Source organism: Candidatus Angelobacter sp., from assembly GCA_035607015.1.
GTDB lineage: Bacteria > Verrucomicrobiota > Verrucomicrobiia > Limisphaerales > AV2 > AV2.
The window spans coordinates 1-25,602 of sequence record DATNDF010000263.1 but is presented as its reverse complement, the minus strand read 5'-3'; the positions used below and the strand labels follow the sequence as shown (position 1 = coordinate 25,602).

General features: G+C 58.7%; 18 protein-coding genes and 1 tRNA gene. 6 read left to right on the top strand and 13 right to left on the bottom strand.

Going from position 1 to position 25,602, the window contains the following annotated elements:
* Positions 1–88 precede the first annotated feature (88 nt).
* The 6 genes from VN887_10720 to VN887_10695 form a co-directional block, all read right to left on the bottom strand.
* On the bottom strand, positions 89–892 hold the full coding sequence (locus tag VN887_10720) for a prepilin-type N-terminal cleavage/methylation domain-containing protein (GenBank protein ID HXT40481.1): 804 nt from the start codon (positions 890–892) through the stop codon (positions 89–91).
* Between the two features lie 270 nt (positions 893–1,162).
* On the bottom strand, positions 1,163–2,041 hold the full coding sequence (locus VN887_10715) for a sugar phosphate isomerase/epimerase (protein ID HXT40480.1): 879 nt from the start codon (positions 2,039–2,041) through the stop codon (positions 1,163–1,165).
* 110 nt (positions 2,042–2,151) lie between these two features.
* A complete protein-coding gene (locus VN887_10710; GenBank protein ID HXT40479.1) occupies positions 2,152–5,220 on the bottom strand; it encodes a fused MFS/spermidine synthase in 3,069 nt (1,022 codons plus the stop codon).
* 102 nt (positions 5,221–5,322) lie between these two features.
* Positions 5,323–9,516: a chitobiase/beta-hexosaminidase C-terminal domain-containing protein gene (locus VN887_10705; GenBank protein ID HXT40478.1), complete on the bottom strand. Its 4,194-nt coding sequence runs from the start codon at positions 9,514–9,516 to the stop codon at positions 5,323–5,325.
* 382 nt (positions 9,517–9,898) lie between these two features.
* The gene (locus VN887_10700) at positions 9,899–10,855 is read right to left on the bottom strand and encodes a diacylglycerol kinase family protein (protein HXT40477.1); all 957 of its coding nucleotides are present in this window, start codon (positions 10,853–10,855) and stop codon (positions 9,899–9,901) included.
* A complete protein-coding gene (locus VN887_10695) occupies positions 10,852–11,634 on the bottom strand; it encodes a DUF4184 family protein (GenBank protein ID HXT40476.1) in 783 nt (260 codons plus the stop codon). The genes VN887_10700 and VN887_10695 overlap by 4 nt, the downstream gene beginning before the upstream one ends.
* A 186-nt stretch (positions 11,635–11,820) precedes the next feature.
* Here VN887_10695 and VN887_10690 point away from each other — a divergent pair, with 186 nt between their 5' ends.
* The 3 genes from VN887_10690 to VN887_10680 all read left to right on the top strand — a co-directional run bounded on the left by VN887_10690 (position 11,821) and on the right by VN887_10680 (position 16,682).
* Complete coding sequence (locus VN887_10690; protein HXT40475.1) at positions 11,821–13,797, top strand: YjhG/YagF family D-xylonate dehydratase; 1,977 nt, start codon at positions 11,821–11,823, stop codon at positions 13,795–13,797.
* Positions 13,798–13,916: 119 nt separating this feature from the next.
* The gene (locus tag VN887_10685; GenBank protein ID HXT40474.1) at positions 13,917–15,521 is read left to right on the top strand and encodes a hypothetical protein; all 1,605 of its coding nucleotides are present in this window, start codon (positions 13,917–13,919) and stop codon (positions 15,519–15,521) included.
* Positions 15,522–15,749: 228 nt separating this feature from the next.
* Positions 15,750–16,682, top strand: a complete 933-nt coding sequence (locus VN887_10680) for a bile acid:sodium symporter family protein (protein ID HXT40473.1) — start codon at positions 15,750–15,752, stop codon at positions 16,680–16,682.
* Between the two features lie 298 nt (positions 16,683–16,980).
* Here the strand turns inward: VN887_10680 and VN887_10675 are convergent, their stop codons facing one another.
* The 4 genes from VN887_10675 to VN887_10660 form a co-directional block, all read right to left on the bottom strand.
* The gene (locus VN887_10675; GenBank protein ID HXT40472.1) at positions 16,981–17,367 is read right to left on the bottom strand and encodes a hypothetical protein; all 387 of its coding nucleotides are present in this window, start codon (positions 17,365–17,367) and stop codon (positions 16,981–16,983) included.
* A gap of 119 nt (positions 17,368–17,486) precedes the next feature.
* A complete protein-coding gene (locus VN887_10670) occupies positions 17,487–18,200 on the bottom strand; it encodes a hypothetical protein (protein ID HXT40471.1) in 714 nt (237 codons plus the stop codon).
* A gap of 6 nt (positions 18,201–18,206) precedes the next feature.
* On the bottom strand, positions 18,207–19,082 hold the full coding sequence (locus VN887_10665) for a tetratricopeptide repeat protein (GenBank protein HXT40470.1): 876 nt from the start codon (positions 19,080–19,082) through the stop codon (positions 18,207–18,209).
* A gap of 324 nt (positions 19,083–19,406) precedes the next feature.
* On the bottom strand, positions 19,407–20,111 hold the full coding sequence (locus VN887_10660; protein ID HXT40469.1) for a hypothetical protein: 705 nt from the start codon (positions 20,109–20,111) through the stop codon (positions 19,407–19,409).
* Between the two features lie 81 nt (positions 20,112–20,192).
* Here VN887_10660 and VN887_10655 point away from each other — a divergent pair, with 81 nt between their 5' ends.
* A complete protein-coding gene (locus VN887_10655; GenBank protein HXT40468.1) occupies positions 20,193–20,702 on the top strand; it encodes a hypothetical protein in 510 nt (169 codons plus the stop codon).
* A 61-nt stretch (positions 20,703–20,763) separates the two neighbouring features.
* Here VN887_10655 and VN887_10650 read toward each other — a convergent pair whose 3' ends face one another.
* Entirely contained in the window at positions 20,764–21,246 is a 483-nt protein-coding gene (locus VN887_10650) for an NUDIX domain-containing protein (GenBank protein ID HXT40467.1), read from the bottom strand.
* A gap of 112 nt (positions 21,247–21,358) precedes the next feature.
* Between VN887_10650 and VN887_10645 the strand changes: the two genes are divergently transcribed.
* A complete protein-coding gene (locus tag VN887_10645; protein HXT40466.1) occupies positions 21,359–22,768 on the top strand; it encodes an APC family permease in 1,410 nt (469 codons plus the stop codon).
* A 139-nt stretch (positions 22,769–22,907) separates the two neighbouring features.
* Entirely contained in the window at positions 22,908–23,129 is a 222-nt protein-coding gene (locus VN887_10640) for a hypothetical protein (GenBank protein HXT40465.1), read from the top strand.
* Positions 23,130–23,745: 616 nt separating this feature from the next.
* Here VN887_10640 and VN887_10635 read toward each other — a convergent pair.
* Together VN887_10635 and VN887_10630 are read right to left on the bottom strand one after the other, a co-directional pair.
* Positions 23,746–25,023, bottom strand: coding sequence for an SEL1-like repeat protein (locus VN887_10635; GenBank protein ID HXT40464.1), 1,278 nt, complete (start codon positions 25,021–25,023; stop codon positions 23,746–23,748).
* Between the two features lie 16 nt (positions 25,024–25,039).
* Positions 25,040–25,123: transfer RNA gene (locus VN887_10630), tRNA-Leu, on the bottom strand.
* Between the last annotated feature and the right edge of the window lie 479 nt (positions 25,124–25,602).

Here is a 25,602-nt window from a genome sequence, read left to right as displayed (position 1 = left end):
TTTCCTTTTCTAAAGCAATACTCCTTTTCATTTATCTGCCTTTCTCTTGGACTGACGAAAACCAGAGTTGCGGAGGGTGAACACACGTTCACCACGTTTCCGGGTGTGGTTGATCGTCGTTGTTCCAGCGGCGGCGCATCGTGTCTGTGGCTTCCACCCACTTTCTCTGCTTGGCGTATTTCACGTGGCCGTCACAAAAAACGACGTTGGCGCCGTGGCGGTGCCGGTCTCCTAAAAGGGGTGCAACTGTCGAGATCTCATCGTAGAGGAGCGATGGGGACGAGTCGTCACCGAACGCAATCATCCCAACAGGCACCAATACGTCGGAAGCTCGTATTTCCCGCATAACCACAGGTGACGGTGCAACGTCTGAGGGTAGCAATTCGACGACCCGTGGACTCAGACCCAAATCCACCTCATCACTCATAGCTGCAGCTCCTCTTGCGTTATAGCCATAGCTTGGCACGTAGCGCATATTTAGTTCGTTTGTGAACAAATTCGGTAGGTTCGTGGGTGCCACAGTCGGGCAGTGCCATACCAATCGGCGACGCGAAATAAGTTCGATGTCGCCGAAACGCTCGCCAGGCATCAACAAAAACGGGGCGATCTGGAGAAGAGCTTTGTCGACGGGCTCCGTTTCCAAAGTACCTATCAGACCTCGTGAGTAACGTCGGCGGCCAGGGTATCTGTTGTAGTCATCGACATACATGTTCAAGGCCAGACCCAACTGTCGAAGATTGCTTTTGGAGGCGGCGGACTTGGCCGAAGCCTTGGCCTTAGCGAGCGCGGGCAGCAGCAGTGCCGCGAGGATGGAAATGACCGCGATGACCACGAGCAGCTCCACGAGCGTAAAGCCACTTGGACTGGTGCGACAGTCGTTCCTGCTTCGCATGGTGATCTCCTAAACTTCCTGTTGCGTGACCACTCTACTGCTTTTCTTCCCTGAGTCAACGACGCTTCTCAGAAGAACAGGCAACGACCAAGCAACAACATCTCCTGCGAAAACCTAAATTGCCCGATTTTGTTGGTCTTGTCTCGGAAGGAAAAACTTTCATGCCGGCAGGCGACACTCCTCGCGACCCCCAATCGCAAAAGAATGATGACCCTCCCCAAAAAGCTTCACAGCGCCGACAGGGTCCTGCATTCCGAAAATAATATGACGCTACTTTTTCGCCGCCTCGTAACCGCGCACGAAGCCGATGCACTGCGCCACTTCCGGCACCGAATGGTCCCAGGCGTATTCGTATTCGATAGAGATGTTGCCCTCGAATTTCTGGCGCTTCAGCTCCTCCAGGATTGCGGGCACGTCCGAAACGCCCGTGCCGTAGGGCAGATCGTGCGCTTCCAGTTTGCCGAATTCGTTCAGGTCCTTGAGATGGCTGCTGATGATCCGGCCCTTGAGGATCCGCAGACAATCCACCGGCTTGAGTCCCGAGCGCACCCAATGCCCGGTGTCCGCGCACGAGCCGATCCGGCGGTCGCGGTTTTTCACGACCGACAGGACGTAATTCGGGTCCCACATTTTATAGCTTGGATCATTCGCGCGCTTCGGATGATCGTGGAACCCGACCCGGATGTCATATTCCTTCACCAGCTTCTCGATGGTATCAATGGCATCCACGGATTCCGTGGTGATGCCATACAGGCCAAGCTTTTTGGCGAACTCGAAAATCTTGCGCGCCTGGGCTTCGTCCTTCGGTATGCCCACAACGCCATAGTTCACGGCTTTGAGGTGGTATTTGGCGAGTTGAGCCTTCACTTTTTCGACGACGTCGTCCGCGGCATTATGGTCCCACTTCACATTCGGCTCCTCCGCGCTGAGCTTCTGGCCCGGGAAAAACTCGATGACTTTGCCGCCGGCCTGCGCGGTTTTTTCAATCGCCTCGAAAACGCTGAAGCGATTGAACGTGTAAGCCTGGCAGCCGAGGGCGAACCCGCCGGTCTTGTACTCATCGGGAATTTTCTCTGCGAACGCGGGCGGCGTCGCAAACACGGCGGCCAGGGCAACGAAAGGAACGAGCGCAACGGATTTCATTGTCATAATATTTCTCCTGTTTTCAAAATGAATTCGACTGAATTGCACCGTCAAAACTGGAAGCTGTCAAAGCAAAAGGGCGGGCGCATCCAAAACTTGAGGCTCCCGGACGGCGTTCAACGGCGGGGGCTCGCTTCAGACGCCGCGACCCTGCGCGCAACCATTTCCAGGCGCGGACCACCATGGCCCGCGTCGCGCCCGCGGCGGCACGATTCCAGCGCTTCGTCGCGCCGCCCCGTCAACAGAAGCGCCTCAGCGAAGCGCGCGAAAGCCGCGTCGTTTTCCGACGATGAACGATTGTCGGCACTCAGCGCCTTGCGGCTCAGGCGAATGCAGCCCTCCGTGTCGCCACGATCCCAGGCGAGTTCCGCGAGTTGGAGTTGGTAGGATGGCAGGTTGGCCGGGTCCGCAGTGAGCAGTCGTTCCAGGACGGTTTGCAGTTCCGTGGCCCGGGGAAAATAAAAAACGGAGCGCTGCGAGCGATAAACTTGAAGCAGAAGTTTCGCGTAATGGCGCAGCAGCCCGGGGTCTTTGTCCGCGCGTGCGAGCAGGTTTTCGCGCAACGCCGTAAACCTCAGCGCTTCGAGTTCCGGTGTCGTGCCCAGCGGCGGCAAACGCGGCAGCAGTTCGATCAGTGCGCCCTGCGCGGCCGGGTCTTCCTGCCAGCGAAGACAGAGGCTGCGCAAAAGTTCAGGCGCGGGCAGGTGATAGGCGAAATAGAATTCCGCGAACGCGCGATAGTCTTCCACGGTCAGCGGGTGGCTCCGCAAATATTCGGCGAGAAGCGTGTCCGCATGCGTTGAAAGGTTTTCGTCCAGTTGCAGCCATTGCGCCGCGTTCTCATGAGCAAAGAAAGCCCGTTGCGCCAGATACTCCAGAACAGGCTTCAAATCCGTTTGTACCGGACCGGCCGGCGCGGCGAGAAACCGGCCGTACGATTGCGAAATAATCTCCCGGCTGAGCAGAACAGCGGGCCGGTTGATGCGCGCGCGGGCAAGGTCGGCACGGACGTCCGCTTCGTCGAATCGAGCGAGCAACGAGGTCAGATCCGCTTTCCAGGGCCGGGCTGAGCCGACGAGAATCAGATCGAGTTCCTCGCTTTGCCACACCGCCACGTTTGGAAAGACGGATGAAAACGTCCGCATCACCACTTCGAGTGCCGCCTGGTTGTTGTCGTACAGGTGGATCCATTGAGCCATCAGACCATCGGAGCGGAGCCGGGCGCGGCAGCTCTCAAAAAACTCGCGTGTGAAGAGTCCGGCGACGCCGGCGATCCACGGATTGGACGGCTCGCTGATGATCGCGTCGTATGTTTGGTCCGTCGTTTGCAGAAACGAGCGCGCGTCGTCAACGGTCAGTCGCAACCGCGGGTCTTCCAGCACCTGATGGTTGTAGGCCGAAAACAGTCGCGCTGCTGCAACTACGTCGGGCGAAATTTCCACCGCGTCCACTTGTTTAACCGAAGCATGGCGCGCCACCGCGCCGCAAGTGACGCCGCTGCCGAGGCCAACGACCAGCACGTGCTCCGATTGCGGGCGCAGCAGCATCGGCAAGTGACCGAGCAAAAGTTGCGTGGGCATGTCGCCGGCGGTGCTCGCGTCCGGCTTTCCATTGACGCGCAGGTTCAGCTGTTCCGTTCCGCCTTCGGTCCACGCGTTGACGCTGACCGTCGCGACCACACCGTCGCGATAGAATTTCAAATTGTTTTCCCGGACGACACTTTTGAACTCCGCCAGCGAAGCGATCGAGCGGGGTTGTCGCCACAATCCGAGCGTGAACACGCGCTGCCATTCGGAGTCAAAGGCCCTGCCACAAATCCAGGGAACGCCAAACAAAAACACCGCCGCCGCGGGGATGAGCCAGCTCTTGATCGAAGGCATCGTGCCGCGGCAGATGATCGCGCCAGCCGCCAGATTGGCCGCAATGCCGACTCCAAACGTGCTGGCAAGCCCGAGCGTCGGCATCAGCCATAAACCTGTGGAGATGGTTCCGACGACCGCGCCGAGCGTATTCAGGGCAAAGACCCGCCCAACGGTTTTACCTGCGCCGGCGGTGTCCGTGGCCGCCGCGCGGCTCGCCAACGGCAGTGTCGCACCGAGCAGCAGCGCGGGCATGAACATGACCGCGAAGCAGAGGACGCCTTGCAAACTGGCGTAAAGCGGGTAAGCCCCCGAATCAGAGGCAAGCCAGGCGGCGGACTTTGCGAACGCGTAAGGGAGGTGCGAATACAACGGAAGCGAAATGAACACGACCACCCCCAGAACGATTTCCACTTGCGCGAACGCTGCGAGACTTCGTCGCAGCACACGCCATCGCGCGATGGCCCACGCGCCCGCCGCAATGCCGGCGATGAATGCGGCCAGCATCAGTGAAAACGCATGCGTGGTCGAGCCAAGCGTCAGCGCCAATAACCGGGTCCACGCCACTTCGTAAAGCATCGCCGCGAAACCGGAGATGGCGATGCCGGTCATCACCAGTCTTGTTTGAGCGGGCGACACGGATTCTTCCGCCGCCGCGGCAGACGGCCCGGAGGCACGTTCTTTCCTGGTCGAGACTGCACGGCTCAAAGACAACGCGAGAATGCCGACCAGCAAATTCACCACGGCGCCGGCCCGGAGGGTTGCCGGCAAGCCGAAATCGGGAATCCACCAGAAGTCGGACGCCAGACAGCCAAAGACCGCGCCGAGACTGTTGGTAAAATAAAGTGAAGCGACCCTCCCGCGCAGTTCTGACAGCGAGCGTGTGGCGAAACGCACGACGGCGGGCAGTGTTCCCCCCATAAGAATGGCCGGGGGTAGAATCGTCAGCGTCGCGAAGATGAATTTGAGGACAATCAACATGAGGCCACCGGGTTGCCACGCGCCAGCAAGCCGGAGAAACAGTTGTTTCGATGTGAAATGAACCGCGGGAAAGCCGAGCGCATAGAGACCAATTCCGATTTCCAGCCACGCGTAAAATCGGAGGGCCTTGTCCGGACGTTGATCCACTTTGCCGCCGAACCAGGAGTTGCCGATGGCCAACCCGCCCATGAACGCGACCAGCACGGCCACCACCGCGTAGCCGTCGTGACCGAGAAAAAGCCCGAGATACCGCGCGAAAACTATTTCGTAAGCGAGTCCCGCGGCTCCCGACGCAAAGACGCAGCCGGCGACTAACGCGGAAACGGCGCGGGGGCGGAGATGCATCACCGGGAGCGTAAATGTGCCGCGCAGCCAAGACAACCCGCTTGAACTCGCGGCGAACCCACCTGGCAGCGCCGCGCCAGCCGTCCATCGGGCGCGGCCGGCCTACGGCTCCTCAAGTGCGCGGTAGAACTGGTACGGATAGTTCGTGGATGACGGATCAACGAATTGGAACAGATTGGCCGGAGCGATATTCGTGCTGATCGGCACCCAGTCGATCAGGTTGGTGGACGCCTGGAAGATGTATGTTTTGCCAGCCTGACCCTGCAAATCCACCTGAAACTGCCCATTGCCGTTGAACGACGCGGAAACGAGCTGTATCGGTGGCCGGATCGTAAACGTCCCCGTCGCCGCGACGCTGTTATTGAACCCGGTGTCGAACGCCACGGCTTTCAAGGTCACACTGTTCGTCACCGTGACGGGTCCGGTGTAAAGCGTCGAGTTGGTCGTGGGCAGCGAGCCATCCACTGTAAAATACAATCTGGCTGTTGCATCGCTGTGTTGAATCGTGACGGTCAGGGACCCGACGCCCGCGCCACCGGGCGGATTGATCGTCGGCGGGTCAAGCGCGGGCACGCCCGGCAAACTGTTGATCCAGTCCGCCATGGCAATCACCGCGTTGGTATCGATGACATTCCTTGCCAGTTGCGGCATTTTGACCAGCGGATCGACGGTGTTCATGCGATCGTAAAGCACGGAGCGCAAAACGTCTTTGGGCACGACGACGCGCGCATTGTCGTAGCCGAGGTCGCCTTTCACCAGAATGCCGTTGATGATGTTCTGGTTTGTCAAAGGTGTGTCGTAGCGCGCATCGAACGTGGTCTGAGTGCCGCCGGGCCGATGGCACTGGGCGCAGTTGGCATCGATATAGGAGCGGGCGCGATCAACCAGTGTCGCGCCGGTATTCGTCACCGCGACGAGGTGTGGATAGTTCGTGATATCAAACTCGTTCGTGATCGGCGGGTAGAAGAGGCCGAGCTGATTGAGCGTTCGAAGCTGGTTGTCGGTGCGGCCCGAATCCGGATACAGGAGGTTTCCATTCAACTGACGCGTCTTCACGCCCAACACGTAGTTGGCCGCCGGGGTGTGGCAGGTGAGACAGTCTTGCGGGCTAGGATAATACCAGGTCTGTGTACGTGTGCCGCTGGCGGTTTGGATGACGATGTCCTCACTCAGGCTGGTGGTGAGCAGGTCGGCGTCGCTGTAGTCCGGCCGCCATTTGTAAGTGACGCCGTAAACAGCGCCATTGGTGTCGCGCACGAGCAGGCGCGTTTCGAGTCGCCGCTTCATGGTCTGGTCGAGATCGTTGGTGGCCAGTTCAAAGTGCTTCACAAAAACCGTGCCCGCCGGGAACGTCCATTCACCATTGGTCGCGAATCCGATTTGTTCGCCTTGCGTGAATGGCGCGCCGTCGTTCGGCACTGACAACCACCGTGTCTTATACGCGCCGTCCGACCATAACGGAGTGTTGACCGTGTAGGAGATCAGCCCGTTCGCGTGCGCAAGCGTCGGCACGTCCGCGAACGCCCCGGTTTGCGACAACAGCAAGGGGAACGCGCCCGCGGCGGACTTCGGCATGTTCAGGAAGGCTGTGCCCACGGGCCGGTTGGTCAGGCCGTATCCAACGCTGTAGGCGGCGTTGACTGTAATGTTCACCGGCGCGGAAGTGGCGACAATTCCGCCGTTATCGGTGGCAACGGCTGTCAGAGCGTAAGCACCCGGAACAACCTTGGTCCACGTGAACGCGTAAGGACCGTTGGTCAACGTGCCGATCAGTTTCGTGCCGGCGTAGAAATCAACTTTTGACACGCTCCCGTCCGAATCGCTGGCATTGGCGCTTACCAGAACAGCGGCCGAGTCGGCGGTAAAGACAGTTCCATTAGCCGGACCGGTCATTGTGACCGTCGGAGGAACATCGGCGGTAGGATAGAGCTGGCTTGTCGGGATGATGGCTTTGGCTGTGGACGGACTGCTCCAGGATAGTTGTGCCACGGCGCCACCCCCGTTTTCGTAGTAGGCCATCCTGATGTCGTAGCGTTGGCCGGCGACCAAATTGACGGTGCCGGTCCACTCGGTCGGCCCCTGATCAATCCATTGATTGATGATGAGCTGGTTGTTCACCCACAAACGAACACCGTCATCGGTGGTCGTATAGAAGGTGTAGGTCTCGTTGAACTGGGGCTGCACCTGGCCGGTCCAGAGAACGGTAAAGTGATCCGCGGTGATGCTTGGATCCGGCGATCCGTTGCCCCAATTGGTGTTCACCGTCGGATCAATGCGCGTCAGGGTTGGCGTCCCATTGGTTGACGGTGTTGTCGTGTTGGTCCAGTAATGTCCGGTCAGTCCCGTCCCTTTTCCAACGACGAGGCTGTTCAGAAACGTGGCCGTCACCACGGCGCTATCCACCAGACCGGCCTTCGTGGCAAAGGCCTTTACCGCGCCCGAATTGGTGATCGTGATGGCATTGGTGTAGAGCGTCGAGGCACTCGTCGGAGTCGAGCCATCGAGCGTGTAATAAATCGTGGCGCCAGGCGTCGTCGTGGAGATTGTAACAGTGGCCGAGTTGGTAAACACACCGCCGTTCGGTGAAATCGTCGGCGCCGCTGTCCATCCACCGGCGAGGCCAAATGCCGAAACACTGGATTCCGAGCCGACATAGACCTTGCCATTCGCCACGGTCGGCACGGTGAATTTCACCGCGCCCCCGAGACGGTCGCGCACTCCCGCCTGGGAGCTGTTATAGATTTCTCTCGCGATGTTGGTCGCATTGTAGGCGTGCAGAACGCCCGGACCGCTGCTGGCGTAGGCGTCGTTCTGCAAAGCCCAGACGATGGCGTTGGCCGTGCCGTTGGCCGAAATGCTGGGCGAGGAACCCGTAAACCCCCAACTGTTGGTGCCTTGAGCAGTGGGCGTCACACTGGTCGTGCCGTTGCCGAGTTGTCCGTTGGTCATGCTGAATGCTTTGAGCGGTCCGCCATAACCCCCAAAATAGTAGATGGTGCGATTAAAATAAGCCGGGGCGCCCATTGATCCATTGATGGTGCCAGGAGAAGTCCATTGCACGATCTGATTGTCATTGGCGGAATTGAAATGGCCCATGTTATCGCGATCGAGCAGATAGATTCGTCCTTCCTTGCCCGCTCCGATCAGCAAGTGTGGATGCGCCGCGCTGCCGACGGAGTCGGGCAGGATGACCGTCCCGCCGGAGCCGAGGTCAGTGTCGGCCGAATTCAAACTTGCCTGGTTGAACGGTGTGAAATAATCGGCCATGACCAGGAGGTTGGTCGGCGAAGAATTGGTCGTGGCCACTCGAATAAAGCTGTCACCAAGACTGTTGGTGGTCTGGCTGGGATAGTTCGTGAAAAACGTCCCGTTGCCCGTTTCGAAAAAAATGTTCCCCAGCGCATCCGCCGCCGGTCCGGTGCCCCCCTGCCAAATGCCTGCCAGTCCACCATTGGGGACGGTATTATACACTCCGACTTGCTGGAGCGTTTGCGCGTCGTACCCGAGCAGCCAGCCGTGATACGGCCCGTTGTCGCCGTGCGAGGCGTATGCGATGTAAACCACGCCGTTGAGGAGAAGCAATCCCGGACGGTTCATCTGCCGGAGGTCGTTGAACGGGACGTGACCCGCGCCGTCGTTGCCATCGCCCGTGCCGTTCACGCGGGCCTGGATCAACTTCGGCCCGCCGAACTTCTCCGCCCCGCTCCCGATGTCCAGCGCATGAAGCCGGTGACGATACACACCGCTCTCCTTCGTTTTAACCTCGACATAAAGGGTGTGACTGTTCGTGTCAATGACGGGCGTGCTTGTAATGCCGATTTCCGGAACAACGTCGCCCGATCCCACGTCGCCGCTTGGAACGGTGGTTATTCCAGAGGCGGGATTGATGAAGCTGACCTGCCAGAGAGGCGCGGCATTCGTACCATTGGCGCTGTCCGCGTCGAACGCGTAAACGCTGTCATGCTCGGTCGCGACGAAGAGGACGTTATGCGTGCCCTTGTTGCTGACAGTCACGCTCGGGACGTAGAGCGGCTGGGCATAGACGTATCCATCCACCGGATAGGTGAACAGTTTTCCGAAAGTGCTCGTGTTGACGTTCGCGAGCGTCAGCGTGGTTTCGTTGGTGTTCTGGCCGGTGCGCGCGTTGTCGTTATGTTGCGTCCAGACGCTGATCTGCGCGGTTGCTGGAAATGGCGCTGACAGAACGGCGAACAAGACCAGTATCACGAAGCGAATTGACAGAGTGGACACGCGGAAATTCGTCCACTTCCCGAAGGCGAATGATGGAGTGCGCATAAGGAGTGTCTGGCGGGTTTGAGGTGGGATACTCGTTCGGTCTGTCAACTCAGTTCCGGGTTTGGTGGTCAAAATTTGAGCGGCTTTTGTGCCATTATGGTGGCAGTCGGCAAACATTAAAGTGAATTTATTCTGCGCGCCGGACGGATTGTGCGGCGCTGGTGATCTCACCGCAACTCGGAATAAGAGCGAACCCGGATTCATCAAAGGTCCTCTTCGCAACCGTGATGCTCATACGATCGCGGCAGTCACACCGGACCGCGTCGTGATAAAGCGATTACCACATGGTAACAGCAACTGACCATCGGCACTCATCTTCGGGGAAGACGAGGGGCTGTTCCGGCGGCGAGCCTTGCGGTTCGTTTCCAACACTCAGTTGAACTCAGGGTACGACCACCCGCAGCATGCGGTGTTGCACTGAAAATCGTGCCGGGAGTTCGCCGGCCATTTCGCCATCGAGCTCAAAGGGTGTCCGGGTTGGCGCACTCAGGGAAAACGATTCGGCTTGAAAATGCCGCGCGCCTCCCGACCTGTGCAGACGACCGACAACGAGTCCCCATCCGCACGCAATCAAGGTCCACCAGGTAACGCGCGGAAAAATACACACGTCGAGCAATCCGTCCGTCAGTCTTGCTTCCGGAAACACCGCAAACGAGCCGCCGTAAAGACGTCCGTTTCCGACCAGTACCTGCTCACCGGTCACGGGGTTCAGGACACCTTCGGCGGTAATTGCAGATTGCGGCCCGCGAAGGGCTTTCAACGCCGCGACAACGTAAGCGAAGAAGCCGATTTTCTTTTTAAGGTTCCAGTTCACCAGCTCGACCGCGTGCGCATCGAGTCCCGCTCCGGCCAACTGGGCGAAAAAGCGCCGATGCGGTTCGCCGCCCGCCGTGAACTCCACCTGCGGTAAATCAATGGCCGTGACGCGGCCGCGTCGGATTGCCGCCCAGGCGCGATTGACGTCGAGCGGCAGACCCAGCTCGCGCGCAAACACATTGATAGTCCCCAACGGGAGGACGGCCAGGCGTGTTCGGGAAAATCCATCCGGCTCGTCGCCGATCCCGTTCAGCACTTCGTTCACCGTGCCGTCCCCGCCGGCAGCCACGATGATGTCGAAACCCTCGCGCACCGCTTCGGCGGCGAGGGTCCGGGCCGCGCCGGGGGCGGTAGTCGGCTTGAGGGCGCATTCCGCCCCAAAGTCGTCCAGGTGGCGGCGAAAGCGTTTCGCCTTCTCGCCTCTCGCAGCGGGATTGAAGATGACGCAAATACGCACGCCGTATTTGTCGAAGGTCAGAAGTCTGGCGTCGAGACCAAATGCGCAACCTGCGCTTCGAATCAACCGCCTTCTCTCTCTCGCACCTTCAACCAGGCTCCTGCGCAGGCAAGCACTGCAATCAGAACAATCACGTACATCGCCAGAGCCGCGCGGAGGGCGCGGCCGAACGCAGGCGACGTCCATGACTCGGTCCCCAGTGAATGCAGCGTGAAGGGTAACACGACCAATGTTGGAAGCAGCAAAACGCCGAACCATTTGAAGTAAAGCCCCGTCTCGCCGACCAAAAACAGTCTCCCGGAGCCGGTCCGCCTTTTGACGGCACGAGCGTAGAACCACGACACCAGTCCGATCCCTGTCCAGGTGCTGAGGTGCCAAAGCAACCAGTACACTCTGAAAGGCCGGTTGTTCACGGTGAACAGAATCTGCTGCAGGAGGTCAGATCGCTCGACGAACCATCCCGTCTCGTGCGTGAACGCGTCCCAGAACACGTGAGTAATTGCGCCGATCAGCACCGACAACGGAATGGTATGCCACGAACGTGGAAACTGCCGGCAACGCGGCACCAGGACCTCCCGATGCGGCGCCGGCAGACGCTCGACCAGCGGTCCGCCCACCGAGTAGAAAAGCAGGGTCAACATCCAGCCGACCGGCAGCGAAAATCCAAGGCACCCACCCAGAGAGTGGGCAAAACCTCCGACGCCATACCGCCCGGCATCCGTCAAGAAACAATAGCTCAAGTCCGGTGTGACGGCCCCGATCACCAGAGCGCTGAAATCGAGCCACCTACCGGACCATCGACGGAACGGCAGAATCGCAGCGGGATGAGCGAGTGGAAACGGCATGGCGCCTCCCGGGTTAGCAGTTTAGATGAACAAGCTCCCGCATTCCAACCGCCCGGTGTTCTGGTTCTCGCATCGTTCGTCCGGTTGCATCATGGCAGGGAAGGGCCGCACGGTAAAGTCGGCGTCGTGTGTCCGGCGTTTCAGTTCTTCCTTGGTGGGACCGCACGGCGATGATTCAATCTCGCCATGAACGACAGCGAGATTCTGGGCGCGGCTTCGCCGGACGTTTATCGGATTCAGACCAAAGCCGCCGGCCCCGCGGGCAGTCTGCCGTTGACTGAGGAAATGCTGCTCAATCGACCCAGCGGGGATGTCTTCGGCCTGACTCAGAACGCCGGCATGGGTTGGGATCCCCGTGAGCTTGGCCGAAAGCAATTTCTCATCCTCAGCACCCAGGGCGGACTCCGCGCGCCCGATGGCAAGCCCATTGCGCTCGGCTATCACACCGGCCATTGGGAGATCGGCCTGCTCGTCGAAGCCGCAGCAAACGAATTGCGCTCGCTCGGAACCATTCCCTTCGCCGCGTTTTGCTCCGATCCCTGCGATGGCCGCACGCAAGGCACGACCGGAATGTTCGACAGCCTCCCGTATCGCAACGACGCCGCGCAAATTTTTCGACGGCTCATCCGCTCGCTGCCGACGCGTTCGGGCGTCATCGGCGTGGCGACCTGCGACAAGGGTTTGCCCGCGATGATGATGGCCCTGGCGGGAATGAGTGACCTGCCTTGCGTGCTGGTGCCGGGAGGTGTGACGCTGCCACCAGCCAATGGCGAGGATGCTGGAAAAGTTCAAACGATCGGCGCGCGGTTCGCGCATGGGCTGATTTCGTTGCAGGAGGCGGCGGACCTCGGCTGCCGCGCCTGCGCCTCACCGGGAGGTGGCTGTCAATTTCTCGGCACGGCCGCGACCTCGCAAGTGGTGGGGGAAGCTTTGGGGATGTCGCTGCCGCACTCGGCGCTCGCGCCCTCGGGCCAGCCGGTATGGACGGACATGGCCGTGCGTTCGGCGCGTGCGGTGTGCCAGCTTGAAGCGAGTGGCGTCCACATGCGTGACTTGCTTTCATCCGCCAGCATTCGCAACGCGATGATTGTGCACGCCGCGTTCGGCGGCTCAACGAACCTGCTGTTGCACATCCCCGCCATCGCACACGCGGCCGGACTTCCGCGGCCAACCGTCGAGGACTGGCACAACGTGAACGTGCGTGTGCCGCGTCTGGTTGACGTGCTACCCAACGGCCCGACGCAACATCCCACCGTGAGAGTTTTTCTCGCCGGCGGTGTGCCGGAAGTCATGTTGCATTTGCGGCGGATGGGCGCGCTCGATACCGGTGTGCTCACGGTCAGCGGGAAAAAACTGGGTGATGTGCTGGACTGGTGGGAACAGTCCGAACGCCGCGCGCGGTTTCGTGAAATTCTGCGCGAACAGGACGGCGTTGACCCGGACGATGTCATCCTGCCGCCGGACAGGGCCCGCGTGCGCGGCCTTGCGAGCACGGTCACATTTCCGCGCGGCAACCTCGCGCCCGAAGGCTCGGTCATCAAGAGCGCGGCGATCGATCAGAGCGTGGTTGACGCTGATGGCGTGTATCGCAAGGAAGGCCCCGCCCGCGTCTTTATGCACGAGAAGGAGGCGATGGCCGCGCTTAAGAAAAAAAAGATCAGGGCAGGCGACGTGGTGGTGCTCATTGGCTGCGGACCGCTTGGCACCGGCATGGAGGAGACCTACCAGCTGACTTCAGCGCTCAAACATCTGCCCTTCGGCAGGCATGTCGCGCTGGTGACGGACGCGCGTTTTTCCGGTGTCTCCACCGGCGCGTGCGTCGGCCACATCGGTCCCGAGGCGCTCGCGGGCGGGCCGATCGGGAAGGTGCGTGATGGCGACTGGATTCGTATTCTGATCGATCGGAACAAACTCGAAGGCACCGTGGATTTGATCGGCGAAGATGAACGTCGGTTCACTCCTGAGGAAGGCGCGCAAATTCTCGCGCGGCGCGATCCGCATCCGGATCTGGCGCCCGATCCCGCGCTGCCCGCGGACACGAAACTCTGGGCCGCGTTGCAGCAGGCCGGCGGCGGCACGTGGGGCGGTTGTGTGTTCGATGCCGGGCGCATCGCTGAGCTTCTTGAAGCGGGACTCAAATCGTCGGCCAGTCAGGTTGAGTGAGCTCACGCTACTCACGAAGAATTTCCCACTGGCCGGGCGGCCGCAAGTCAGGTAAAAACGCATTTCAGAAGAAGAAAAGGGACAGCCCATTCCCTATGATGCGCGTTCAAAGAACGATTTTGTTCACCGCTGGTCTAACGCTTGCCGCCGGCCAGTGTTTTGCCCAAACGCAAAAATTTGCCAGTCACTACACACTCAATGCGCTCGAAGTGCCCGCCGAAATTCGTGCCGAAAACCCCGGCGCGTTGTGGGAGAACCCCGAACGCGGACCGGTTGAAGGTCTGAAAGTCTTCGCGCGCGAGAAATCCGGCGCGGTATGGCTCGGCGGCAATCAGGGCGCGGCGCGCTTTGATTCGCGCGCCGGTTTCCGCTGGGACCGCTGGCAATACTTCCATGGACGGCGCTGGCTGGGCGATGACACCGTCAGCAACATCTGGGTGGATGAAAGGAGCGACAGCCGCAAAGTCTGGATTCGAACCGGCAACGGCGTGTCGCTCATCGAGTGGCGGCCGACGACGCTGGAGGACAAGGCGAAGTATTTTGAGGAACGCATCGAAACGCGCCACGTCCGACACGGGCTTGTGGCCAGCTCCCGCTTGAGAACCAGCGGCGACGTTTCGACGAATCAAAAGCAGGATACCGATAATGATGGTCTTTGGACGGCGATTTATCTCGGGGCAGAAGCGTACCGCTACGCCGCCACGCACGATCCTGAAGCACGCGGCCGCGCGCAACGTGCTTTGCGGGCGTTGATGAGGCTGGAGGAAATCACGGGTATTCCCGGCTTCTACGCGCGTTCGTTCCTTTCGGTGGATGAACCGCGCCCGGGCGGCGGCGAGTGGCATCCGACGCCAGATGGAAATTGGCTTTGGAAGGGCGATACCAGTTCCGATGAAAGTGTCGGACACTACTTTGCCTATGCCGCGTATTTCGACCTGGTCGCGAACGAAACGGAGAAGGAACAAATCCGGCGCGTCGTAACGCGCATGACGGATTATCTGATCGCGCATGACTACGATCTGGTGGACGTGGACGGGAAACCGACGCGTTGGGGGGAATTCTCCGAACGATTTTTTCAAACCGAGGAGGGCAAATACGAAGCGCCGCTCAGATCGCTCGAACTGCTTTCCTTTCTCAAAACAACGCAGCATATCACCAGCAACAGCAAATACGCCGACGCGTATGCGGATCGTGTTCGTCGCGGTTACGCCCGCCATGTCCCGATTTACCGTCGCTGGCCCGGCGGCGGCGAAATCAATTTCTCCGACGACGAACTCGCTTACCTCTCCTACGAGCCGCTGTTGAAATACGAGAAGAATTCAAAACTGCGCGGTATCTACTTGGACAGTCTGCGCTTTACCTGGAGTCAGATTCGCTCCGACTTCAATCCACTTTGGAATTACATCTCGGTGGCAGGCGGCGGCGGAAAGATGGCACGCGCAATTCGCGCAGAATCACAGCGAACACTGGAGCGCATACCGATGGACATGATTGAGTGGAGCGTGGGCAACTCGCACCGCATCGACGTCCAGCTCAGGGCCGACAAGGACCGGCATGAACATCCGCAACTAACCGTGGTGCTCGCGCCCGACGAGCGCCCTGTCGAGAAGTGGAACAGCAATCCTTACATTCCCGACGGTGGCGCGGGCGGCTATGGCGAAGACGATGGAGCGTATTTTCTCCTGCCGTACTGGATGGGCCGTTATTACGGTTGGGTGAAATAGAACCTTTCCATTCCGGAGCGCGCGCGGCCCGGATTACTTCACACGTTGTGGCCGCAAATTTTAGTTTGCGCAGGCTCCGAGCGAAAAATTCTTGTGCTCGCAGTCTGAAGGCTCCGGCTACGTGGCAGGGGTTTCAGGAGGATGTGAAACAATCCAGATTGATGGCGCGCTCTCAAACAAAGATTCGTGTATGTGGGAGCGGTGGCTTAAAGTCCACGTTATTAAAGCATGACCCGCCTGCTCAATCTGTTCACCAATCTTTTCCCGCTCTGGGTATTTCTTGGTGGGATTGGCGCGTTGATCCATCCGCCGTGGTTCACCTGGTTCCGCGGGAACGCCATCGTCTGGGGACTCGCCGTCATCATGCTGGGCATGGGCATCACGTTGAGCGTCGATGATTTCAAACGGGTGCTGAAAATGCCGCGCGCGGTCGCGGCCGGTTTCATCGCGCATTACCTCATCATGCCGTTCCTCGGCTGGTCCATCGCGCACTTGCTGAAATTGGAGACCCCGTTCGCGGTGGGTTTGATCCTCGTCGCCTGTTGTCCGTGCGGCACGGCGTCGAACGTCGTCAACTACATCGCTCGCTCGGACGTGGCGCTGTCAGTGCTCATGACGATGTGCTCCACGTTCGGCGCGGTACTGCTCACTCCACTGCTGACCAAACTGTTGGCCGGCGCCTATGTTCCGGTGAGCGCGTGGCAACTGTTCCGCGACACGGCGCAAATCGTCCTGCTGCCGGTGCTGTTCGGACTGGCGCTTCATCATCTTTTCCCGCGTGTGGTCAAAGCGGTCCTGCCCGTCGCACCGCCGGTCTCCGTCGTGACCATCGCGCTGATCTGCGCGAGCATCATCGGCCAGAACGCGGACAACATCAAAAAATACGGCGGCATTCTGTTTCTGGCGGTGTTCCTCCTGCATTCGTGCGGATTCTTGCTCGGTTACCTGTTCGCGAAAGTTCTCGGCTACGACAAAATAGTTTGCCGGACGATTTCCATCGAAGTCGGGATGCAGAACTCCGGTCTGGCCGTGGCGCTGGCGCAAAAGAATTTCCCAGCGCTGCCTGCCGCGCCGGTGCCGTGCGCGATCTCCAGCGTGTTCCACTCCGTCGTCGGCAGCATCCTCGCGGGCATCTGGCGGCTCAGACCTCCCAAACCGTAGGCGCAACTTTTGAGTTGCGAATCAAAAACCTCGTTTCCCGCACCGTAGCGTAGCCGCAACCTTCAGGTTGCGAATCAAAGACCTTGATTTTCCAGCACCGTGGCGTAGCCGCAAACTTTAGTTTGCGAGCCGGGAAACGTTCGACCGGCACGGCGCGAACTAAAGTTTGCGGCTACAGCCCGCGAAATGTCCGGGCTAACACTCTTTCCAACGGCCATTGTATGCGAGATGAACGCAGTGCGCTGATTCTTCCCGTCGTCCAATGGTGCTCCGCTCACTGCCATTCCTGTTGAGGGCTTTACTTAATCCAAATTGCATCTTGTGAACGAGGAGTCGAAAGTTTTGCCTCGTCTAAAATCCAATCCCCTTGAGCGCCACGAACAAAAGAAACCTCCAGAGTGTGGCTGCTCCCGAGGTCGTAAACGTAATTCCATTGGTGCAAGCATCCGAATTCGAACGGAAAGGGGAATCGGTTCAGATGCAACTGTTCGAACACCACTTGTTCACTCACGCCCGGACGCAGTCGCGCGAGTTTTGGTCGCAATTCATTCACAGTTTCCAGCTCCAAACCAAGAGCTGTCGGTTTCGGCCGGGTGAGGTCGTGCTGGCTGAGGGTGCCGCATCCGGTTGTGAGCACCGACAACACCCATAAGGCTATTGAGGCGCAGGTTGCTGCCGTTTTCATCACTCGCCACCTTGTGGAAATCATATGCAAATAAGCTACCATCGAGTTTCTTCGCCCGCACGTTGGTTGTTTTTCTTCCCCGTCCACGAGTTGGCGGACAAAAACGCTGCTGCGATTAGCTATTCACCACCAATCCAACCAACAGGGATAATTCTTATGCCGATTCCCTTGGGACCATGCGCCTCCTCAATGGTGCCTCCCACTTCACAATCCGGACAGCCGCCGGGAAATGGATAAAAGATAGTGAATTCTTTGATTCGGAGATTCTTGTCCGTGTGAGTCCCTCGGATAAACGCAGCCGCCTCGTGCACCGGCCTTGGCCCACCTCTTGCGCGTGGTGGCAGAGTGAAGTAAATCGTCCAACCGTGAGGTTCATTTTTGTCAGGAAATAGGCGCAAGCTGAAGTGGGAACCCAAATCATAGGAAAAAGGCCAGTTACCGCCGGCTCCTTCGGCTGCCTCAAGCCTGCATTCATCCAGCCAGTGAGGATCGGGTATTGCCGCGCGCATTTTTTCGGTGGTAAATCCCGGTTGAACCCAGCCGCCGAAGAGGAGGGCGGCAGCCATGCGTCGTCTTTCCGGTTTGAGCGACTTGTCGTTTGCGTCCTTGCACCATAATTCCGGCGTTCCACCCGGGCCTACTCCATTGTTTGCGAGATAGGTCGCCCTGCCCCAGTAAAATACTGCCTCTCGGTCACGATTATACTCTTCGAGAGAGCCGCGCGTAGCGCATCCAGCCAGCAGCGCAGCGACAAACCCCAACGAGACAGAAAACATTATGACACGAAGTCGTTTCATCTCAAATTGGTCTTCTTCCAGAGCGCTGCTCTGCATGGTTAACTATTCCGCACGATAGAAAAATTCATGGTTGGAAAACCTGAATCGCTCGTTCACCAATGCTTTGTGAAGCTTGGCCCGTAGTGTCGGAGTCAAGTCAACACTCGCGTAAACGCGGATGGTTGCATTTTCCGGCACTTCGAGTTCCTTCAACTTTTTTCCGAGGTGCGTCAACGCGACGTCCTGGCTTCCGAGAAGTGTTGTCGGGCGAGAGGCCGTGAAGCTCACTTCGTCCTCGTCATCCAGATAAACTGAAACGTTCGGCGTTTCCGAGTCCAGCTCTCCCAGCGACCTGCATGATCCGGCTTTCAGATCATTCAGCCATTTGCGAAGTCGAGCGTCCTGGATCTTCCTCTGGTCCGCAGTCAATCGCGTTCCGACAGTTCTTTGGTGTGCGATCAGTTGCGACCGTTTCTCCAAGGTCCCATCCACCTCGGAGCATTTCGCGACACAGATCGCGAGAAAATAGTAGGCCTCACCAACGTCGCGGGGGACGAGTTTTCCTTTTTCGTATATCAGCGCCAGATCAAGCGCGCATTCCTCGTTTCCGCCGACATCGGGAAATTCCGCTCCGAGTCGCAGGTGTTGGATGCCTCGCGGCACATCCTGGGGAACGCCCCGCCCCTCAACGAGCAATCGTCCAGCCGCGCCTGTGGAATTGACATTGCCCGACTTGAGAAGCCATTTGGCTGCCTCGGTGTAGTCGTGGTCGGCCAGATACAACCATCCCAGTTTGCATTGAGCTTCTGCGTCTCCTGTCTCTGCTGATTCAAGGAATTCCGAAGAGGGGTGGAATCGAGGCGGTAAGTCAGGTCCGCTGAAGTGACGACTAGTGGCGCAGCCGGCCAGTAGCACAGCGACAAGAAAAACGATAAGCATAATGCAATGAAGTTTCTTCATTTCACACCGGCTTCCTAAACCGCTTCCACGTCGCTTCGCCCCGCCGAACTGTTTAGATGTCACCTTGGAGGGCGTCTCTTTCTCAGCTCTCGCGAACCGCGATACCATGCCTGCGCCATCCAAGCCAGCGCAAAGCAGCGGCCAATCCAAAGGAACCACTCCGGTTGATGAGTGGCAAGGAACGATGCAGTCAAGATGATCAGGCAGATCAAAGTGCCAGCAATCAAGAGCGCGCGTATCTCCTGGTCTGAGCATTGCTCAATGGTTTTTCTTCTCCCGCCGGGCATTCGATCTTCCAATTTGCTAGTTCGGCACCGAGTAAAAGTAAACGCCCGGAATCCACTCATTTCCAGACGCCGCGCGAAAAGCAGATGATCCGACATACAAACCCCATCGTCGCCCAAACATCAGCTCGATGTGTTTTTGCGAAGGGTTTCCGCTGACCCACACGAGAATTCCAGGTGTGCGCTGCAGCCTTAGCCGCCTAACGCTTTCTGGCAGACTTTCCAGTGGCAAAGAAAAGTGGTTTCCGTCAGGGTCCACAGCGTCACGAATAAGGTGGATTTCTTTTCCTGCGGGAAAATGAATGACCTCACCCTCTTTCGGGGTCTTGTCTGGAATGCTCGCCATCGCCCAGGCTTGCAATTCATTTGGATCAATGCTTGCGCGGATTCTGTCGCGAAACCCGTTCATGAACGGATCGTGGCCAACGCGAGATACCGCATACCCACCGACGACGAGTAGAATTGCCAACCGTATCGCAGCCAGCGCCAACCCGTCCCGGCGCAGAAGCACCAACCGGCAGAGAAGAACGATTGCCAGAACCATGGCACCCACCAGTGGGCCTGCGCCAAAGTGCTGAACTTCCTCATTGATTCTGTAACCTGCGGCGTAGATAGCTCGGTCCCACAAGACGCACCCTCCAGCAAAGGCGACAATAATCAAATCGATGCGAAGCAATCGAATCTTCGACCGCGATTCGCATGGCAATAACGGTGGTGCTTCCATGTGACCCATTTGATGAAACCTTGAACCTGTCTCAAATAAATCCCTTTTGCCCAACGGGGTCAAATTGTTAAAAGCAAGTGCGTGAGTCATAACTATTGGGCCACGTTCGTCGAACTGATCGAGACGCCGTTCCAGCACATCGAAATGATCTGGGGCATCGTCCCGCTTTATTTCGCGCTTTTGTTGAACGAAATGACTTCGACGAAGGCGAGCTATCGCACGGCAATCCAGACGGGATTCAGTTTTCTCTGGGCCGGCGCGCAATGGCTCTATCCCTACTTCCGGACGCGGCCCGCGGGCGCGCCGCAGCTCGAACTCGGCGCGATGCTCCCCATCAATCTTGCCGTGACGTTCCTGGTGATCGGCCTCGGCGCGGTCGCGCTCGTCAGCGGCGTCCGGCGCAAGTATCCGAAATACGGCTCGTTCCTTGGCTACACGCGTTTCAGCAATTATTTCATGATTACGATCTATCCGATGCAGGCGCATTACCTGTTGTGGACCTGGGAAAGATTGGCGGTTATCGCGCTCTTCGCGGTGCCGATCTGGCTGGTGCTGCACTTCGGTCTGATGCCAATCCGCAACCGGAAATGAAACCGCGGATTGCGCGGATTTACGGGCCAACCGAACGGGTCCTATCCGTATTCACCAACGGTCAAGAATTCTGGCGGCCCTTCAACACGGTTTGCAATCGTTCGAGAAACGGATGCTGCGCTTCCTTCAACTTTCGTTTCGCTTCGGCAATGGCGAAGAACGCGACGCGGTCCACTTCCGGAACCTGCACCCATTTTCCCGACCGTGGCGGCCATTCCATCGAAAACAGGTTGCTTTTCAGCGGACGTGATTCGTCCCAGTCGCCGGCGAATGCCCAGGCGTGAACAATCTTGCCGCCTTTTTGCCGGATCGAGCCGAGTGGCATGAAGTCACTGTGCGGTTCGAGACCGGTTTCCTCAAAAAATTCGCGAATCGCTGTTGCCAGCAACTCTTCGCCCGGTCCGGTCTCGCCTTTTGGAATGGTCCAGTGGCCGTCGTCCTTGTGCGCAAAGAACGGCCCGCCCGGATGCGCGAGAAACACTTCAAGTTCGCCGTCGCGAAGACGATACATCAACAACCCGGCGCTGACTTTGTCTTTGGCCATGCGTGATGTTGGTATTGCCGAATTAAAGCACGCCGCAAAACAAAAAGCGATCTCCGTGGCGGCTTTGAGTTTGCCTTCACGAGCGAAATCCACTTAGGCTCTGGCCCGACCCATGAGCGGCCAGTCCCCACCACCAACCGGCCAGCCTCATTTGCTCCGGCGTTTTGGACTTTTGCAGGCCACCGCGCTGAACATGACAAACATGATCGGCATCGGGCCGTTCATCACGATTCCCTTGCTGATGTCCGCCTTGAATGGCGGCGGTCCGCAAGCAATGCTCGGCTGGGTGGTCGCCGTTGTCATTGCGATGGCCGATGGTTTGGTCTGGAGCGAGCTGGGTGCGGCGATGCCCGGCTCCGGCGGCAGCTACGGGTATTTGCGCGAGGCGTTTGGGCGCGAGACCTTCGGTCGCTTCATGGCCTTCCTGTTCATCTGGCAATTCGTTTTGAGCGGGCCGCTGGAAATTGCCTCGGGCTACATCGGATTTGCGAATTATCTCAACTATCTGTCGCCGGGGATGACAACCGAAGGCGGGCTTTCGTTGAAAGGCTCAATGGTCGTCGTCGGTCTGGGGTTGTCATGCATTGCGCTGCTCTATCGCCGGATCACCTCGATCGGAAAAATCACCGTTGCACTGTGGGCCGGATCAATCCTCACGACCGTCGCCGTCATTTTCACCGGAGCGACACATTTCGATTCCAGGCTCGCGTTCGACTTTCCGAAAGGCGCCTTCGATTTTTCGATCGGTTTCTATTTTGGACTCGGCGCGGCGTCCCGCATTGGCGTTTACGATTATCTTGGTTACTATGACGTTTGTTATATCGGCTACGAAGTCAGGGAGCCCGGTAAGGTCATTCCCCGTTCCATCCTGCTCAGCATCGTCGGTGTCGCGCTGATTTATTTTGCGATGAACCTGTCGATCATCGGCGTGGTGCCGTGGCGTGAATTTGTGCCGGCGGAGCACAATCCCAAAGCGGACTTCGTCGTGTCGCTGTTCATGGAAAAAATCCACGGAACCAGGGTCGCCTCGGTCTTCACCGTGATGGTTCTTTGGACCGCGTTTGCGTCGTGCTTCGCGCTGTTGCTGGGCTACTCCCGGATTCCCTACGCCGCGGCGCAGGACGGGGCCTTCTTCAAGATCTTCGGGCGGTTGCATCCCGGCAAAAACTTCCCGCACATATCGCTCGTCGTCATTGGAACCATCGCCATTGTGTGCAGTTTTCTGCCGCTCCTGTCGGTCATCGACGCATTGTTGATCACGCGAATTCTCGTTCAGTTCATCGGCCAGATTTTCGCAGTGACGCTGCTGCGCAAGCAAGTGCCGCGGATGAATCGGCCGTATCGCATGTGGTTCTATCCTTTGCCGGCATTCGTGGCGTTGACTGGCTGGATCTTTGTTTTTTCAACCGCCGATCTGAAATTCATTCTTTACGGCTTGAGCACGCTGGCGCTGGGCGTGGTCTTTTTTCTTGTCTGGTCAAAATGCACAAAGCGCTGGCCATGGGCAAAGGTGGAGTGCTGACACCGGCGGGAGGACGCACCGCTACGGAATCGACGGCCGAAACGCCGTCGCCGCCAAAAAAGCCCCGCGCAATATTTGCGAGCATCCGGACAAAATCGGAGAAGCGTGCATATTGCGCGAGGACTATCGTCAGCGCGGCATGAGGAACCAAATAGTGGAGAAGATCACGGCCTTGTGGGGACAGGGCAAGGCCGTGAAAGAAGTCACCCGGCCCACGCGCATGGCCGGGTCGCTTTTCCGCGCGGTGCTCTTGGGAGCAGACAAGCGCACATTGGAATCCGTTGATTTCGAGGCCTACGATTCATCCATCGCCTCGATTCTCTGGATGCAGGCCTGTGAGGTGGTCGCAGCGGCGACCTGATGGAGAAGCGCCAACGGACACACAAGGCGCGGTGGACTCGTTGATACAGCGCCAATGGTGTTTTGTTTCCGGCGCCGCGCGCGCACTGCGTCCATAGCCGATTCAGGTCATTGCATAATTCTGCAGGCCGGATGCAGGATCAGTCCGCTGAAACCGGCGTTGACGGTCTTTCAATACAACCGCATTGCGGTTTGCCCGCGACACACCAAACTGAGTTTGCGGCCCTCATCATGTGGCCTCGAAGTTTCCGCGAAGCCTTTTGCAGTAAGTTCGGATGTCCTCCCGAGGGCTACGAATCCCGCGTGTTCTGGCAATGCCTGTACCGCCACGCTCTGCCATTGGCGGGATTGATTTACCCGGTCAGTCGGAACTTTTTCGGCGAGGACTTCCGCGCCATCAAGCAGCTCGGGCTGTCGCGAAGCCCGGTAGAGTTCCGCCAGGAAGTGGAAGCGTTCCGCTATTTGAACCGGACGCGTGCGGGCATTCTGCGCGGCCGATTGAAGATAAGGGTGTCCGGTCAAAGGTTGGTGCGCCTCTCACAGGAAATGTTCCCTCGAACCTGAGTCGTCGATGATTTGTCGAGCCGGCGGAAGCTCCGAAGGAGTGGCGTGTGCGTTCAGTTTGAAGGATTCGGATTTGCTCCGGGCTGGGCCGCCGGGAGTCCGGCCCGGTTCTTGGCCTCAGTGATCTGGTCCGGAGTCAGGCGTTGGGAAAGCGTATTCATGGCCCGGATCGCCTCCTGATCGCCGTTCGCGGCAGCTTGGGAGTACCAGCGATAAGCCTCGACAAGGTCCGGACTGGTACCGCGGCCGGACTCGTAAAAGGAACCAAGCTGGCGCTGGGCGGCGGCGAAATTCTGCTCGGCGGCCTTTTGGAACAATTGTATCGCCTGCTGGTCGCTGCCTTCGACGCCCTGTCCGAGCATGTACATCATGGCGAGGTTGTATTGAGACAACGGGTAGCCCTCGTCCGCGGCTTTCGTATAATACTGCGCAGCCTGGTTGAGGTCCTTGGTGACACCGTCTCCGTTGACATAACTGACCGCCATCCAATGAAGCGCCTTGGGGTCGCCTTGTTCCGCGGCAGCGGCGTACCATTTGAGCGCCTCGGCGGCGTTCTGATCCACGCCGTTCCCCTTTTTGTACATGGAACCAAGGGCCGCCTGGGCTTCGGCATAACCCTGTTCGGCGGCCTTGAGATAAAAGGCGGCCAGGTCCTGTTGAGAAATCGCTGTGTTGGAGTCTTTCGCGTAAGTCATGGCAAGCTTGAGTTGCGCCATGGCATCGCCTTGCTCGGCCGCCTTCTGGAACCATTTTGTAGCTTCGGTATTGTCGGCGGCGACACCCTGGCCACTGGCATACATCAGGCCGAGGTTGTATTGGGACATCGGATCACCCTGTTGCGCCGCCTGATAAAACCACTTTGCGGCTTCCTGATCATTGCGCGGCACCCCGCGGCCCTGCGCATAGATGATTCCGAGATCGTACTGGGCGCGAGGCTGGCCCTGTTCGGCGGCGGTCTGATACCACTTGATTGCTTCCGCCATGTCGATTCGACCGCCTTGACCGGTCGCATAATACTTTCCCAGCGCGATCTGAGCGGCAATGTCTCCCGCCTGCGCACTGGCCTTGATCGTTTCGATATCGGAGTTGGGGACGTTCGGCTGTGCAGGTCCGGAGGGAGTGATTGGCGTTTGGTCGGAATCACGTTCCGTCGCGGCGGGTCGTGGCGCGACGCGCCTGGTTCGGACAACATAACCCGCGCGGTTGGTGCCGGAAGAGTTCAGTCCGTCCTCGGTCCGCTCCTGGCTCTTGCCACATCCGCCGACACTGACGATAAGCAGGCCTGCCGCGAACGCGAGCGCAGCGGGACGAAAAGAGTTCAGCCGATTCATACTTACGTCAGAGTGATGGTGCGCGAGAGAGGACTTGAACCTCCACCCCTTGCGGGACCAGATCCTAAGTCTGGCGCGTCTGCCATTTCGCCACTCGCGCAGAAGCGCGCATAGTGTGGCACAAGGCGGGCGGGTTGGCGAAGGAAAAGCGGCGTGGTGAGGGTGCTGGGCGCGGGGCCGGGGGAGGTAGGATGCCGGGGTGGATCTGAGCCGGAATTTTTGGAATGGATGTGCAAAGGCGTGCAAAGGCGTGCAATCAAATAGTTGCGTCGGCGGGAGGGTAAAAAATGGCGGCTTTTTGGCGTGGGTGGTCGAGGGATTCTTGGGGTGGTTGGAGGAGAGATTGTGTGGTTCGCTGATTGGTCCCGGCGGGGATGGCTGGAGCAGGATGGCACCACGGAGCCACAGAGAGCACGGAGAGGACTTCTGGGAGAGGAGCGGTCTGTGGTTTGTGGGCACGGCCTGGGGTCGGTGATGTTTTTTCATGGCGCAAACTTTCTTTGGTTTGGCCTTCGGAAGCGGGACGCAAATCAGGTGCGTCTCTTTTGGAAGCGGGAGTGAAGAATCATCGATTGCGGA